The sequence below is a fragment of the Streptomyces sp. LE64 genome (assembly GCF_052606915.1).
The window spans coordinates 1,667,304-1,682,472 of the sequence record NZ_CP199708.1 but is presented as its reverse complement, the minus strand read 5'-3'; the positions used below and the strand labels follow the sequence as shown (position 1 = coordinate 1,682,472).

Below are 15,169 nucleotides of genomic sequence, written 5' to 3'. Positions count from 1 at the left end.
CCGACCATGCGCGTCAACCGGATGCTGCTCTCGGTCACCCTGGTGGTGGCCGCCCTGGTCGTCCAGGTGAGCGTCCTCGCCCGGCTGCAACTGCCCGGCGCCGTCCCCGACCTGTTGTTGCTCACCGTCGTCGGCCTCGCCCTGGTCTACGGGCACGTCGGCGGCACACTGATCGGCTTCGGTGCCGGACTCCTCGCCGACCTGGCGCCCCCCGCCGACCACGCGGTCGGCCGCTACGCGCTGGTGCTGTGCGTGATCGGCTACCTCGCCGGACTCGCCAAGCCGGAGAGCGGCCGGCTCCAGTCCGCGCTCGGCCCGATGGTCGTCGTGGTCGGCTCCGCCGTCGGTTCCACCCTGCTCTACGCGGGCGTCGGCGCCCTCGTCGGCGACACCGCCGCCCGCCACGTGGGCCTCGGCGGCCTGCTGTTCACCGCGGCCCTGTACGACCTGCTGCTCGCGCCGTTCACCGTGCCGTTCATCATGGCGCTCGCCCGCCGCCTCGACAACGATCCGCTCGCCGAGACCAACGCCGCGGCCAAGAGCGACGTCTCCGCCGGATGGCTCGCCTCCGGCACCGGACTGCGGATCGGCAGCCAGCGCGGCGGACTGCGCGCCAAGGCGGCCCGGGCCCGGGTGGCCCGCGCCGGCCGCATCAAGGTCAAGGGGGCCAAGCGACTGTGACCAACATCCCGGAGACCGGCCGCACCCCCCGGGTCCAGATCCGACTCGTCGTCATCCAGGTGCTCGTGGTCTCCCTGCTGCTCACCCTCGGCGGACGGCTCTGGTACCTCCAGATCCGCAACGGCGAGGAGTTCGCGGCCGAGGCGGACGGCAACGGCGTCCAGCGCGTGGTGCAACCCGCCGTGCGCGGCTCCATCCTCGACGCCCGCGGCGTGCCCCTCGCCGACAACGAGACCCGGCTGGTGGTCTCCGCCTCCCGCACCGACCTGATGAAGATGGACGACGACGGCAAGGCCGTCCTCACCAAGCTCGCCGGGGTCCTCGGCGTGCAGCCCAAGGAGATCACCGACAAGGTCCGGCTCTGCGACGCCGAGACCCCCCAGCCCTGCTGGAACGGCTCCCCCTACCAGCCCATCCCCATCACCGACGAGGCCACCCCCAAGCAGGCCCTCCAGATCCGCGAGCGCGCCGAGGACTTCCCCGGCATCACCGCCGAACCCACCGCGGTGCGCCGCTACACCGCCCCCGGCGACGCCAACACCGCACAGGTCCTCGGCTACCTCTCGCCCGTCACCGACGTCGAGATCGAGAAGGCCAAGGACAGCGAATCCCCCTACCTGCGCTCCGACCAGGTCGGCCGCAGCGGCCTGGAGCGCCAGTACGACAAGGAACTGCGCGGCAAGGCCGGCGTCACCCGCTACGAGGTCGACAACCTCGGCCGCGTCATGGGCCAGGCCAAGAGCGACAAGGCCGAACCCGGGGCCAACGTCGTCACCAGCATCGACGCCCGCATCCAACGGATCGCCGAGTACGAGCTGAACGAGGCGCTCAAGGAAGCCCGCAAGGTCTACGACGACAACACCAGCATGAACTACAAGGCCGACTCCGGCGCCATCGTCGTCATGGAGGCCAAGACCGGCCGGGTGGTGGCCATGGCCTCCAACCCCACCTACGACCCCAACGCCTGGGTCGGCGGCATCACCGCCAAGGACTACGCGAAGCTCACCGGCAAGTCCTCCAACTACCCGCTGCTCAACCGCGCCATCCAGGGCCAGGCCGCCCCCGGCTCCATCTTCAAGGTGATCCCGGTCGCCGCCGCGGTGAAGGCCGGCTACGGGTTCAACGACCGCTACGAGTGCTCCAGCTCCTACGCCATCGGCGGCCAGGTCTTCAACAACTTCGAGTCCAAGGGCTACGGCTCGATCGACCTCGGCCAGGCCCTGGAGGTCTCCTGCGACACCGTCTTCTACCGGCTGGCCCACCAGGAGTGGCAGCGCGACGGCGGCCTCAAGCCCAAGAAGGGCGCCAAGGACTGGTTCTACGAGACCGCCCACGAGTTCGGCCTCGGCGCGGAGACCGGCATCGACCTCCCCAACGAGGTCACCGGCCGGGTCCCCGACCGCCAGTGGAAGCGCGACTTCTGGAAGGCCAACAAGGACGCCTGGTGCAAGACCGGCAAGAAGGGCGGCGACTTCCTCCAGCAGCTCTCCTACGAGAACTGCCTCGAAGGCAACCTCATGCGCGCCGGTGACTCCGTCAACTACAGCATCGGCCAGGGCGACACCCTCGTCACCCCCATCCAGATGGCCTCCATCTACGCCGGCATCGCCAACGGCGGCACCATGCACCACCCCACCGTCGGCAAGGCCGTCATCAGCGCCGACGGCAAGGAGATCACCGAGATCGAGCCCAAGGTGCAGCGCAAGCTCCCGGTGTCCCGCAAGACCCTCGCCGAGATAGACGAAGCCCTCGAAGGCGTCGCCACCCGCGGCACCGCCGCCTGGCGGTTCACCGGCTGGCCCCAGGACGAGATCCCCATGCACGCCAAGACCGGCACCGCCGAGGTCCACGGCAAGCAGACCACCTCCTGGTTCGCCAGCTACACCGACGACTACGCCATCGTCATGACCATCGCCCAGGGCGGCACCGGCTCGGGCGCCTCCGCACCCGCCGTCCGCAACGTCTACAACGCCCTGTACGGGGTCAGCCCCGAAGGCGCGATCGACCCCAAGAAGGCCCTCCTGCCCCAGCCCCAGAAGAGCCTGCCCAAGATCCAGCGGGACGGCACCATCGACGCCCCCAAGCTCGCCCCCTACAAGGGGCAGCCCGAACCGTCCCCCACCGCCCGGGCCCTCGCCGGACCCCCGGCGACGACCGGGAGGCGCGACTGATGAGCGGCACCAACGGCTTCTCCGTCTCCCGGTACGGCCCCGAACGCTCCTGGCTGACCCGGGCCACCGCCCGGGACAGCCTGCTGCGCCGCCTCGACTGGCCGATACTGCTCTGCGCCACGGCGCTCTCCCTCATCGGCGCCGTCCTCGTCTACTCCGCCACCCGCAACCGCACCGAGCTCAACGAGGGCGACCCCTACTACTTCCTCCTGCGCCACCTGCTCAACACCGGCATCGGCGTCGTCCTGATGATCGGCACCATCTGGCTCGGCCACCGCACCCTGCGCACCGTGGTGCCCTTCCTGTACGGCCTCTCCGTGCTGCTGGTGCTGCTGGTGCTCACCCCGCTGGGCGCCACCATCAACGGCGCCCGGGCCTGGATCGTCATCGGCGGCGGCTTCTCCCTCCAGCCCGCCGAGTTCGTGAAGATCACGATCATCCTGGGCATGGCGATGCTGCTGGCCGCCCGGGTCGACGCCGGCGACCGGCTCCACCCCGACCACCGCACCGTCGTCCAGGCCCTCGGGCTCGCCGCCGTCCCCATCGCGGTCGTGCTGCTGATGCCCGACCTCGGCTCGGTCATGGTCATGGTGATGATCGTGCTGGGGGTGCTGCTGGCCTCGGGCGCCTCCAACCGCTGGATCTTCGGCCTGCTGGGCGCCGGCGCCCTCGGCGCGGTCGCCGTCTGGCAGCTCAACGTGCTCGACGAGTACCAGATCAACCGGTTCGCCGCCTTCGCCAATCCCGCCCTCGACCCGGCCGGCGTCGGCTACAACACCAACCAGGCCCGCATCGCCATCGGCTCCGGCGGCCTCGCCGGCATGGGCCTGTTCAAGGGCACCCAGACCACCGGCCAGTTCGTCCCCGAACAACAGACCGACTTCGTGTTCACGGTCGCCGGCGAGGAACTCGGCTTCATCGGCGGCGGACTGATCATCCTGCTCCTCGGCGTCCTGCTCTGGCGCGCCTGCCGCATCGCCCGCGAGACCACCGAGCTGTACGGCACCGTGGTCGCCGCCGGCATCATCGCCTGGTTCGCGTTCCAGTCCTTCGAGAACATCGGCATGGCCCTCGGCATCATGCCCGTCGCCGGCCTCCCGCTGCCCTTCGTCTCCTACGGCGGCACCTCGATGTTCGCCGTCTGGATCGCGGTCGGACTCCTCCAGTCCATCCGCGTCCAACGCCCCCTCTCGGCGTAGGACCCGCCTCCCGGCCCACCTCGGGTCCCGGGAGGCACCCTCCCGGGACCACCCCCGACCCATCGCTCCCGCCCGTCCCGACCCGGCCCGCGAGGTCTGCCGAACCGGGTGGAATCCGACTAGATTCTGTACATGGCGGATATACAACGCGAGATCGAGCGGAAGTACGAAGCCACCGACCCGGACGCCGGCGCCCCGGCCCTCCCGGACCTCACCACCGTCCGCGGCGTGCACGCCGCCGTCCCCCGCGGCACCCACGACCTGGACGCCGTCTACTACGACACCGCCGACCAGCGCCTCGCCCGGCACGCGGTCACCCTGCGCCGCCGCACCGGGGGCACCGACGCCGGCTGGCACCTCAAGCTCCCCGTCACCGAGGACGTCCGCGACGAGATCCACGCCCCGCTCTCCCCCGCGGTGCCGCGCACCCTCCTCGCACTGACCCGCTCCCGCACCCGGGGCGCCCGCTTGGTGCCCGTCGTCCGACTCCGTTCCGCCCGCGACCTCGTCCACCTCCTCGACGCCGACGGCACCCTCCTCGCCGAGGTCAGCGTGGACACCGTCCGCGCCGAACGCCTCACCGACGGCGACGCCACCACCGGCTGGACCGAGATCGAGGTCGAACTCGCCCCCGACCGGGACCCGGCCCTCCTCGACGCCCTCGACAAGAGACTCCGCAAGGCCGGCCTGCGCCGCAGCGCCTCAGCCTCCAAACTCGCCCGCGCCCTCGCCGAGACCGCCCCCCACCCGCCCACGGCGACCACCCCGCCCGACCCCCACCGGGGCACCGCGGCCGAACCCGTCCTCGCCTACCTCACCGCCCAACGGGACGCCCTCGTCCTGCTCGACCCCGCCGTCCGCCTGGGCACCCACGACTCCGTGCACCGCATGCGCGTCGCCACCCGCCGCGCCCGCAGCACCTTCCGCTCCTACTCCCGGGTGCTCGACCGCACCGCCACCGACCACCTCGCCGCGGAGCTCAAGTGGCTCGCCGGCGAACTCGGCGTCGACCGCGACGCCGAAGTCCTCACCGAACGCCTCACCGGCCACTTCGCCGAACTGCCCCGCCCCCACCTGGTCGGCCCCGTCCGCACCCGCCTGCGCACCTGGGCGAACGCCCGCCGCGGCGGCTCCCGACGCCGACTGGCCGCGCTCCTCAACAGTCGGCGCTACCTCGCCCTCCTGGACTCCCTGGACGCCCTGATCGCCCGTCCCCCGCTCCGTCCGGCCGCCGCCAAGGACCCCGCCAAGGCGATCCACCGGGCCGCCCGCAAGGACTTCGACCGACTGGCCGACCTGATCGAGGAGGCGTTCCGGCAGCCCGCCGGTCCCGCCCGCGACCACGCCCTGCACGAAGCCCGCAAGAAGGCCAAACGCCTGCGCTACGCCGCCGAAGCCGCCCTCCACACCCTCGGCGGCCCCGCGAAACGGGCCATCCGCGGCGCCAAGGACCTCCAGGACCTGCTCGGCGAGCACCAGGACAGCTACATGACCCGCTTGACCCTGCGCGAGCTCGCCGGCCAGGCCCACGCCGCCGGCGAGAGCTCCTTCACCTACGGACTGGTCTACGGCCACGAGGAGAGCCGGGCCGCCGGGTACGAGGCCGAACTCCCCGCGGCGTGGGAGGCCGCCGAACGGGCCACCCGGGCGCTGCGCGGAACGCGCTAGGCTTGAGGGTCACCCGCCTCTTGCGCGGGAGGTCCCCCGTAAGCTCACGAGAGACACCACGATGCCTGTCGAGTCGGTCTTCCCGCGTCTGGAAGCGCTTCTCCCGCACGTCCAGAAGCCCATCCAGTACGTCGGAGGGGAACTCAACTCCACCGTCAAGCCGTGGGACGCCTGCGACGTCCGCTGGGCCCTGATGTACCCGGACGCCTACGAGGTCGGGCTGCCCAACCAGGGCGTCATGATCCTCTACGAGGTGCTCAACGAGCGCGAGGGCGTCCTCGCCGAGCGGACGTACAGCGTCTGGCCCGACCTGGAGGCGCTGATGCGGGAGCACGGCGTCCCGCAGTTCACCGTGGACGCGCACCGACCGCTGAAGGCGTTCGACCTGTTCGGGCTCAGCTTCTCCACCGAACTGGGCTACACCAACATGCTCACCGCCCTCGACCTCGCGGGCATCCCGCTGGAGGCCAAGGACCGCGGCCTCGACGACCCGGTCGTCGTCGCCGGCGGCCACGCCGCCTTCAACCCGGAGCCGATCGCCGACTTCATCGACTGCGCGGTCATCGGCGACGGCGAGCAGGCCGTGCTGGAGATCACCGACATCGTCCGCGCCTGGAAGGCCGAGGGCCGGCCCGGCGGACGCGAGGAACTGCTGTTCCGCCTCGCCCGCACCGGCGGGGTGTACGTCCCCGGCTTCTACGACGTGGAGTACCTCCCCGACGGGCGCATCGGCCGGGTGGTGCCCAACCGCTCCGGCGTGCCCTGGCGCGTCTCCAAGCACACCGTCATGGACCTCGACGAGTGGCCCTACCCCAAGCAGCCGCTGGTCCCGCTCGCCGAGACCGTGCACGAGCGGATGTCCGTGGAGATCTTCCGCGGCTGCACCCGCGGCTGCCGCTTCTGCCAGGCCGGCATGATCACCCGTCCGGTCCGCGAGCGCAGCATCACCGGCATCGGCGAGATGGTCGACCGGGGCCTGAAGGCCACCGGCTTCGAGGAGGTCGGCCTGCTGTCGCTGTCCAGCGCCGACCACTCCGAGATCGGTGACGTCGCCAAGGGCCTCGCCGACCGCTACGAGGACGACAAGATCGGCCTCTCGCTGCCCTCCACCCGGGTGGACGCCTTCAACGTCGACCTGGCCAACGAACTCACCCGCAACGGCCGCCGCTCCGGACTCACCTTCGCCCCCGAGGGCGGCTCCGAGCGGATGCGCAAGGTCATCAACAAGATGGTCTCGGAGGAGGACCTGATCCGCACCGTCGCCACCGCCTACGGCAACGGCTGGCGCCAGGTGAAGCTGTACTTCATGTGCGGTCTGCCCACCGAGACCGACGAGGACGTCCTCCAGATCGCCGACATGGCGATGAACGTCATCGCCAAGGGCCGGGAGGTCTCCGGCTCCAACGACATCCGCTGCACCGTCTCCATCGGCGGCTTCGTGCCCAAGCCGCACACCCCGTTCCAGTGGGCCCCGCAGCTCTCCTCCGAGGAGACCGACGCCCGCCTCCAGAAGCTGCGCGACAAGATCCGCGGGGACAAGAAGTACGGCCGCTCCATCGGCTTCCGCTACCACGACGGCAAGCCCGGCATCGTCGAGGGCCTGCTCTCCCGGGGCGACCGCCGTCTGGGCACCGTGATCCGCGCCGTCTACGAGGACGGCGGCCGGTTCGACGGCTGGCGCGAGCACTTCTCCTACGACCGCTGGATGGCCTGCGCGGACAAGGAACTGCCGGCCTTCGGCATCGACGTCGACTGGTACACCACCCGGGAGCGCGGCTACGAGGAGGTCCTGCCCTGGGACCACCTGGACTCCGGCCTCGACAAGGACTGGCTCTGGGAGGACTGGCAGGACGCCCTCGACGAGACCGAGGTCGAGGACTGCCGCTGGACCCCCTGCTTCGACTGCGGGGTGTGCCCTCAGATGGACACCGCCATCCAGATCGGTCCCACCGGCAAGAAGCTGCTGCCGCTGACCGTGGTGAAGTGACCCGAGGGGTCGGGGAACAACGCCGCGGCCGGGCCGGAACGGGCGCCGGTGAACCGGTCGCGGCCCCGCGACGTACTCTAGGCAGCAGGACGACCGCACTCACGAAGGACTGACGACACTGGGCAAGCGACAGCCCGAAGGCCCCCCGCCCGCACCCGCGGTACAGCGCATCAGACTGCGCTACACCAAGCGGGGCCGCCTCCGGTTCACCAGCCACCGCGACTTCCAGCGCGCGTTCGAGCGGGCGCTGCGCCGGGCCGAGGTGCCCATGGCGTACTCGGCCGGGTTCACGCCCCACCCCAAGGTGTCGTACGCCAATGCCGCACCCACCGGCACGGGCAGTGAGGCGGAGTACCTGGAGATCGCGCTCACCGCGCCGCGCGACCCGGAGACCCTCCGGGTGCTGCTCGACGAGTCGCTGCCCCCCGGGCTCGACGTCGTCGACGCGGTGGAGGCCCGCACCCCGGGCCTCGCGGACCGGCTGACCGGCTCCGTGTGGGAACTGCGGCTCGACGGCGTGGCGCCGGGCGAGGCACGGCGCGCCGTGGACGCCTTCACGGCCGCCGAAAGGGTGGAGGTCCAGCGGCAGACGAAGAACGGTCTGCGCACCTTCGACGCCCGGTCCGCGGTCGCCGCCCTCACGGTGTTCGAGGAGGACCCGGCCCGGGCTGATGGGCCGGGCGACCGGGCCTGTGCGATACTGCGCCTGGTTGTTCGGCACGTGACGCCTGCCGTGCGACCCGACGACGTCCTGTCCGGTCTCCGAGCTGTGGCCGACCTGGCGCCGCCGGTCCCCGCAGCGGTGACCAGGCTGGCGCAGGGGCTTTTCGATGAGGCGACCGGCACGGTCACCGACCCGCTCGCGCCCGATCGCGCGACGGTCAAGGCCGCTCCGGCTGCTGTTCCCGGGGTCGCCGTGCCCGCCGCTGCGGCGGTGCCACCGGGCGGACCCGCGTAAGGACGGACGTCGCAGCGCCGCCCTCGTATCCGGGAGCCACCTGGGTCGGGCAGCGCACCGACTACAAGACTTTCGCCAGGCCGTACGCGACAAGGCGTACGGAACCGGCGAGACAGGACACAGAAAGCTCCCGTGCGGCGCCCGCGCCCCGGACGGCGGCCCACGCAGGACGTGGTGCCGCGGACGTCACCGGAACAGGCGCGGCGCCCGGGAGCCGACGGGAGAACCGCCCGCATGCTCGAATCGAACGAACCCGAGGGTTCCGCCATCACCTCCGCCGCCCGCGCGACCGCGGGTGACGACAGTCCCAGCGACACCCTGCCGCCGCGCCGCAGGCGCCGTGCGGCTTCCCGCCCGGCCGGTGCCCCGGCCGCCGCGGCCCCCGAGGTCGTGACCGTGGCCGTGGGCGAGCCGGTCGCCGAAGCACCGGCGCCCGTGGCCGCCGAGGAGTCCGCGATCGCCGCCGAGGCGCCGCGCACCCGCCGCCGGGTGGTCCGCAGGGCGTCCGCGCCCGCCGGATCGCCCGCGCCGGTCGAGGAGACCGCGCCGGCCGCCGAGGTCGAGGAGGCGGCGCCCAAGCGCACCCGCCGCCGGGCGACCCGGGCCGCGGCCGAGACCGTCCCCGAGGCGCCCGCCCCGGCCGAGGAGGCCCCCGCCGCGGAGGCGGCGCCCCCGCGTACCCGCCGGCGCGCCACGCGCGCCGCCGCTCCGGCCGAAGCGCCGGCCGCACGGGCCGCCGAGGCCGACCGCACGGCGGAGCCCGTCGCGGACGAGCCCGCGGCTCCGGTCGAGAAGGCCGCCCCGGTCGAGGAGGCGGCACCCAAGCGGTCCCGTCGCCGCGCCACCCGGGCCGCCGGCGGATTCTCCGAGCCCGCCCAGCACCACGCCCGGTCCGCCGGGGAAGACCGGCCGGCGCGGCCGGCCGTGGCCGTCTTCCAGGCTCCGGTGTTCGCCGAGCCGATGTTCCAGACGCCGGAGCGGGCGGCGGCCGAGGCCGCCGAGGCCCGCCACGCGGCCGAGGAGGAGGAGACCGAGAGCGCCCAGGCGCCCGCGGAGGCCACCGACACCGAACGGTACGAGGACGAGGGCGCCGGCTCCCGGCGTCGTCGGCGCCGTCGGGTGGCGGTCTCCGCCGCCGCGCCGCAGGCCGAGGAGGCCGTGGAGCCGCCGGCTCCGGCGGAGCCCGAGGAGGACGGGGAGCCGACCGACGAGGCACGGGCCGAGGCGCCCGAGGACGTCGAGGCCGAGGACGGCGAGGAGACGGGGTCCCGTCGTCGGCGCCGTCGGGGCGGCCGCCGCCGTCGCCGGGGTGAGCACGCCGAGGGCGAGGAGCACGGCTTCGACGAGGCCGAGGAGTCGGCCGAGGAGCCCGCGGCCGAGGAGGACGCCGATGCGGCCGAGGACGAGGGCGGCTCCAGCAGCAGCCGTCGCCGGCGCCGTCGTCGCCGTCGCGCCGGGGACGCCTCCGGGGACGCCGGGTCCGACGACCCGGAGCGCACCGTCGTCAAGGTCCGCGAGCCCCGCAAGAAGGAGGAGCGGGAGCGGCCCGCCTCGGACGAGGTGCAGTCCATCAAGGGCTCCACGCGTCTGGAGGCCAAGAAGCAGCGCCGGCGCGAGGGGCGCGAGCAGGGCCGCCGCCGGGTGCCGATCATCACCGAGGCCGAGTTCCTGGCCCGCCGCGAGGCCGTCGAGCGGGTGATGGTGGTCCGCCAGTTCGGCGAGCGCACCCAGATCGGGGTGCTGGAGGACGACGTCCTCGTCGAGCACTACGTCAACAAGGAGCAGTCGACCTCGTACGTCGGCAACGTCTACCTGGGCAAGGTGCAGAACGTCCTGCCGTCGATGGAGGCCGCCTTCATCGACATCGGCAAGGGGCGCAACGCGGTCCTGTACGCGGGCGAGGTCAACTTCGAGGCGCTCGGGATGTCCGGCGGCCCGCGTCGGATCGAGAGCGCGCTCAAGTCCGGCCAGTCGGTGCTGGTCCAGGTCACCAAGGACCCGATCGGCCACAAGGGCGCCCGGCTCACCAGCCAGGTGTCCCTGCCCGGCCGGTATCTCGTGTACGTCCCCGAGGGGTCGATGACGGGCATCAGCCGCAAGCTCCCGGACACCGAGCGGGCCCGGCTGAAGACGATCCTCAAGAAGGTCGTCCCCGAGGACGCGGGCGTCATCGTGCGCACCGCCGCCGAGGGCGCCAGCGAGGACGAGCTCCGCCGTGACGTGGAGCGCCTCCAGTCCCAGTGGGAGGACATCAAGAAGAAGGCGAAGAGCGGCAACGCCCCGACGCTGCTCTACGGCGAGCCGGACATGACGGTCCGGGTGGTCCGCGACATCTTCAACGAGGACTTCTCCAAGGTCATCGTCAGCGGTGACGAGGCGTGGTCGACGATCCACGGCTACGTCTCGCACGTGGCGCCCGACCTCGCGGAGCGGCTCCAGCGCTGGACGTCCGAGGTGGACGTCTTCGCGACGTACCGCATCGACGAGCAGCTGATCAAGGCGCTGGACCGCAAGGTCTACCTGCCGTCCGGCGGTTCGCTGGTGATCGACAAGACCGAGGCCATGGTCGTGGTCGACGTCAACACCGGGAAGTTCACGGGCCAGGGCGGCAACCTGGAAGAGACCGTGACCCGCAACAACCTGGAGGCGGCCGAGGAGATCGTGCGCCAGCTGCGGCTGCGCGACCTCGGCGGCATCGTGGTCATCGACTTCATCGACATGGTCCTGGAGTCCAACCGGGACCTGGTGCTGCGGCGCCTGCTGGAGTGCCTGGGCCGGGACCGGACCAAGCACCAGGTGGCCGAGGTCACCTCCTTGGGCCTGGTGCAGATGACCCGCAAGCGGGTGGGCCAGGGCCTGCTGGAGTCCTTCTCCGAGACCTGTGTGCACTGCAACGGCCGCGGGGTCATCGTGCACATGGAGCAGCCGACCTCGATCGGTGGCGGCGGCAAGCGCAAGAAGCGCGGCCGGGGCGCGGGCGAGAGCCACGAGGAGCACCACGAGCACGAGACCGCCGCGGTGGTCGAGCCGGAGCAGGAGACGGCGGCCGAGGTGGCCGCCGAGGTCGCCGAGCCCACTGCGCTGACCTCGCCGGACTTCGCGCCCGACGAGGAGTTGTACAGCAGCGTCGCCGAGGCGGAGGCCGCGGCGGGTCGGGGTCGTGGACGGCGCCGTGGCGGCCGTCGGGCGTCTGCGCCGGCGGGTGCGCCCCGCGCGGCCGAGGCGCCGGCCGAGCCGGTGGTCGAGGCCGTCCCGGAGCCGGTCGTCGAACCGGTCGTCCCGGAGCCCGTGGCCGAGGCGGTCCCCGAGCCGGTCGTCGAGCCGGCGCCGCAGGGGCGGACCCGTCGCCGGGCCACCCGGGTGGCCAGTGCGCCCGCGGGTTCCCCCGAGGGCGTGGCCGCCGAGGTGACGGTCCCGGTGGTCGAGGCGGCCCCGGAGCCGGTGGCCGAGCCGGTCGAGCCGGTGGCGGAGCCGGTGGCCGAGGCCGCTCCGGCCCGGCCGCGGCGGCGCGCGGTGCGCAAGGCCACCGCGCCCACCGCCTCGGAGGAGACGGCCGTGGTGGTCGTCCCGGGCACCGCGGCCGAGCCGGTCGAGGCCAACGAGGCGGCCGGACGCGACGAGGAGGCCCTGACCGAGGCGGCGGCCGAGGAGACCGCGGCGCCGGCGAAGAAGACGGCCACCCGGAAGACGACGGCGAAGAAGACGACCGCCAAGAAGGCGGCGACCAAGGCGCCGGCGAAGAAGACGGCCAAGGCGCCGGCGAAGAAGACCGCCGCCAAGAAGACGACGGTCAAGAAGACGACCGCCAAGAAGGCGGCGGCCAAGGCGCCGGCGAAGAAGTCGGCGGCCAAGAAGACCGCGGCGGCGGAGCAGCAGGCGGCACCGACCGTCACCGCCTCGACGGACGACTGACGGCCCCGCACCGCTGCGGTGCCGCACGAGGGGGAGGTCCGGGACCCGGCGTCCCGGACCTCCCCTCCGGCTCTCGGCGAGGGGTGCCGGCGCCCCGGTTTGACCGGTGGCGGGGGGCCCCGTAACCTAGAGCGTCGGCGTTCCTACGCCATCCCTCTGAGCATCTCCCTCCGGGTCGGGCCGTCTGGTCGGGCCGGAGAGGCCGCTCGTCCTCGCGGATCTTCGGGCTTCCGGGCCCGTGTGAGCGGCTGGCTTCAGAGGTTCCACCACGAGCACAGAGAGTGAGACCCGCGTGTACGCCATCGTGCGCAGCGGTGGTCGCCAGCACAAGGTTGCTGTCGGCGACATCGTTGAGGTTGACAAGATTTCCACTGCCAAGGTGGGCGACACGGTCGAGCTCTCGACCCTGCTCGTCGTCGACGGCGAGGCCGTCACCAGCGACCCGTGGGTGCTGGCCGGCATCAAGGTCCAGGCCGAGGTCGTGGACCACCACAAGGGCGCGAAGATCGACATCCTGCGCTACAAGAACAAGACCGGCTACCGCCGTCGTCAGGGCCACCGCCAGCAGTACACGGCGATCAAGGTCACGGCGATCCCCACGGCTGCGAAGTAAGGGACTGAGGAGAGATGGCACACAAGAAGGGCGCATCGTCCACTCGGAACGGTCGCGACTCGAATGCCCAGCGGCTCGGCGTGAAGCGCTTCGGCGGTCAGGTCGTCAACGCGGGTGAGATCCTGGTCCGCCAGCGCGGCACCCACTTCCACCCCGGCTCCGGCGTCGGCCGCGGCGGCGACGACACGCTGTTCGCGCTGCTGCCCGGTGCGGTGGAGTTCGGCACGTTCCGCGGCCGCAAGGTCGTGAACATCGTCCCGGTCGCCTGACCGGACGGCTGTAGGGCGTTTTTCTCGCGGAGGCGGACCACGCCTTCCCCGTACGATTTCGGTACGGGGAAGCTGGTCCGCCTTTCGCGTGTTGTTCCCCCGGGAGCGCCGTACGGCGCCCGGCGCCGACCCGGTCGGCGCACCTCGACATCCCCATCCGTACCCCTCTGGAGGCACTGACCATGACCACCTTCGTGGACCGCGTCGAACTGCACGTCGCCGCGGGTAACGGAGGCCACGGCTGCGCCTCCGTCCACCGTGAGAAGTTCAAGCCGCTCGGCGGCCCCGACGGGGGCAACGGCGGCCGGGGCGGTGAGGTGACGCTGGTGGTCGACCAGTCGGTCACCACCCTGCTGGACTACCACCACAGCCCGCAGCGCAAGGCGACCAACGGCCGGCCCGGTGAGGGCGGCAACCGCTCCGGCAAGGACGGGGCCGACCTGGTGCTGCCGGTGCCGGACGGCACGGTCGTGCTGGACAGGGCGGGCAACGTCCTCGCGGACCTGGTCGGGCACGGCACCACCTACGTGGCGGCCGAGGGCGGCCGGGGCGGACTGGGCAACGCGGCGCTCTCCTCGGCCCGCCGCAAGGCGCCCGGCTTCGCGCTGCTGGGCGAGCCCGGTGACGTCCAGGACATCGTGCTGGAGCTGAAGACGGTCGCCGACGTGGCGCTGGTGGGCTTCCCCAGTGCGGGCAAGTCCTCGCTGATCTCGGTGCTCTCGGCGGCCAAGCCGAAGATCGCCGACTACCCGTTCACCACCCTGGTGCCCAACCTGGGCGTGGTCACCGCGGGGGACACCGTCTACACCATCGCGGACGTTCCCGGGCTGATCCCCGGCGCCAGCCAGGGCAAGGGCCTGGGCCTGGAGTTCCTGCGGCACGTGGAGCGGTGCAGCGTCCTCGTCCACGTGCTGGACACGGCGACCCTGGAGTCGGACCGCGACCCGGTCTCCGACCTCGACGTGATCGAGGAGGAGCTGCGGCAGTACGGCGGCCTCGACGGCCGTCCGCGGGTGGTCGTGCTCAACAAGATCGACGTGCCGGACGGGCAGGACCTCGCGGACCTGGTCAGGCCGGACCTTCAGGCGCGCGGGTACCAGGTCTTCGAGGTGTCCGCGGTCGCCCACAAGGGCCTGCGGGAACTGTCCTTCGCCCTGGCCGGCTTCGTGGCGAAGGCCCGGGCGGACCGCCCCCGCGAGGAGGCCACCCGGGTCGTCATCCGGCCCAAGGCGGTCGACGACGCGGGCTTCACGGTCACCGCGGAGGAGGACGGGCTGTACCGGGTGCGCGGCGAGAAGCCGGAGCGCTGGGTGCGGCAGACCGACTTCAACAACGACGAGGCCGTGGGCTACCTCGCGGACCGGTTGAACCGGCTCGGGGTGGAGGACGAGCTGGTGAAGGCGGGCGCCCGGGCGGGCGACGGCGTCGCCATCGGCCCCGAGGACAACGCGGTGGTGTTCGACTGGGAGCCCACCATGATGACCGGCGCCGAGATGCTGGGCCGCCGTGGCGAGGACCACCGCTTCGACGCCCCGCGGCCGGCGACCCAGCGTCGCCGCGACCGGCAGGCCGAGCGCGACGAGTCGCAGCGCGCGTACGACGACTTCGAGCCCTTCTGAGTCGTCCGTTCTGCGGAACTGATCTGATGCCGAGTCAATCGGCGCAGGTGGAAGGCCGTTCGCTGGCGCCGTCCCGATCGAGGGGCGGCGCC

Annotated in this window: 10 protein-coding genes; all 10 read left to right on the top strand. The window is 72.5% G+C overall.

Annotated elements, in window-relative coordinates; all coding sequences use genetic code 11:
* Window positions 1-6 precede the first annotated feature (6 nt).
* The 10 genes from mreD (at window position 7) to obgE (ending at window position 15,077) form a co-directional block, all read left to right on the top strand.
* Window positions 7-681, top strand: coding sequence for a rod shape-determining protein MreD (mreD, locus tag ACSMX9_RS07530; RefSeq protein ID WP_445400994.1), 675 nt, complete (start codon window positions 7-9; stop codon window positions 679-681).
* A complete protein-coding gene (mrdA, locus tag ACSMX9_RS07525; RefSeq protein WP_445400992.1) occupies window positions 678-2,852 on the top strand; it encodes a penicillin-binding protein 2 in 2,175 nt (724 codons plus the stop codon). Before mreD ends, mrdA begins: the two co-directional genes overlap by 4 nt.
* Window positions 2,852-4,051, top strand: a complete 1,200-nt coding sequence (gene rodA, locus ACSMX9_RS07520) for a rod shape-determining protein RodA (protein WP_351238747.1) — start codon at window positions 2,852-2,854, stop codon at window positions 4,049-4,051. The genes mrdA and rodA overlap by 1 nt, the downstream gene beginning before the upstream one ends.
* 132 nt (window positions 4,052-4,183) lie before the next feature.
* Window positions 4,184-5,719 carry a CYTH and CHAD domain-containing protein gene (locus tag ACSMX9_RS07515; RefSeq protein ID WP_445400990.1) on the top strand — a complete coding sequence of 512 codons (1,536 nt, stop codon included), beginning with the start codon at window positions 4,184-4,186 and terminating at the stop codon, window positions 5,717-5,719.
* A gap of 61 nt (window positions 5,720-5,780) precedes the next feature.
* Window positions 5,781-7,706 carry a TIGR03960 family B12-binding radical SAM protein gene (locus tag ACSMX9_RS07510; protein WP_445400988.1) on the top strand — a complete coding sequence of 642 codons (1,926 nt, stop codon included), beginning with the start codon at window positions 5,781-5,783 and terminating at the stop codon, window positions 7,704-7,706.
* Window positions 7,707-7,815: 109 nt separating this feature from the next.
* A complete protein-coding gene (locus ACSMX9_RS07505; protein ID WP_445402924.1) occupies window positions 7,816-8,664 on the top strand; it encodes a TIGR03936 family radical SAM-associated protein in 849 nt (282 codons plus the stop codon).
* A gap of 27 nt (window positions 8,665-8,691) precedes the next feature.
* Window positions 8,692-12,576, top strand: a complete 3,885-nt coding sequence (locus tag ACSMX9_RS07500; protein ID WP_445402923.1) for an Rne/Rng family ribonuclease — start codon at window positions 8,692-8,694, stop codon at window positions 12,574-12,576.
* Between the two features lie 292 nt (window positions 12,577-12,868).
* Entirely contained in the window at window positions 12,869-13,189 is a 321-nt protein-coding gene (gene rplU / locus ACSMX9_RS07495) for a 50S ribosomal protein L21 (protein ID WP_309053521.1), read from the top strand.
* 14 nt (window positions 13,190-13,203) lie between these two features.
* A complete protein-coding gene (rpmA, locus tag ACSMX9_RS07490) occupies window positions 13,204-13,458 on the top strand; it encodes a 50S ribosomal protein L27 (RefSeq protein ID WP_073793698.1) in 255 nt (84 codons plus the stop codon).
* Window positions 13,459-13,640: 182 nt separating this feature from the next.
* Window positions 13,641-15,077: a GTPase ObgE gene (gene obgE, locus ACSMX9_RS07485; protein ID WP_366116914.1), complete on the top strand. Its 1,437-nt coding sequence runs from the start codon at window positions 13,641-13,643 to the stop codon at window positions 15,075-15,077.
* Window positions 15,078-15,169: the final 92 nt, after the last annotated feature.

What these genes read in the sequence shown, in the direction of transcription:
- rpmA (WP_073793698.1), top strand. Translation starts at nt 13,204, where the DNA reads ATGGCACACAAGAAGGGCGCATCGTCCACTCGGAACGGTCGCGACTCG.
- obgE (WP_366116914.1), top strand. Translation starts at nt 13,641, where the DNA reads ATGACCACCTTCGTGGACCGCGTCGAACTGCACGTCGCCGCGGGTAAC.
- ACSMX9_RS07515 (WP_445400990.1), top strand. Translation starts at nt 4,184, where the DNA reads ATGGCGGATATACAACGCGAGATCGAGCGGAAGTACGAAGCCACCGAC.
- ACSMX9_RS07510 (WP_445400988.1), top strand. Translation starts at nt 5,781, where the DNA reads ATGCCTGTCGAGTCGGTCTTCCCGCGTCTGGAAGCGCTTCTCCCGCAC.
- rodA (WP_351238747.1), top strand. Translation starts at nt 2,852, where the DNA reads ATGAGCGGCACCAACGGCTTCTCCGTCTCCCGGTACGGCCCCGAACGC.
- mreD (WP_445400994.1), top strand. Translation starts at nt 7, where the DNA reads ATGCGCGTCAACCGGATGCTGCTCTCGGTCACCCTGGTGGTGGCCGCC.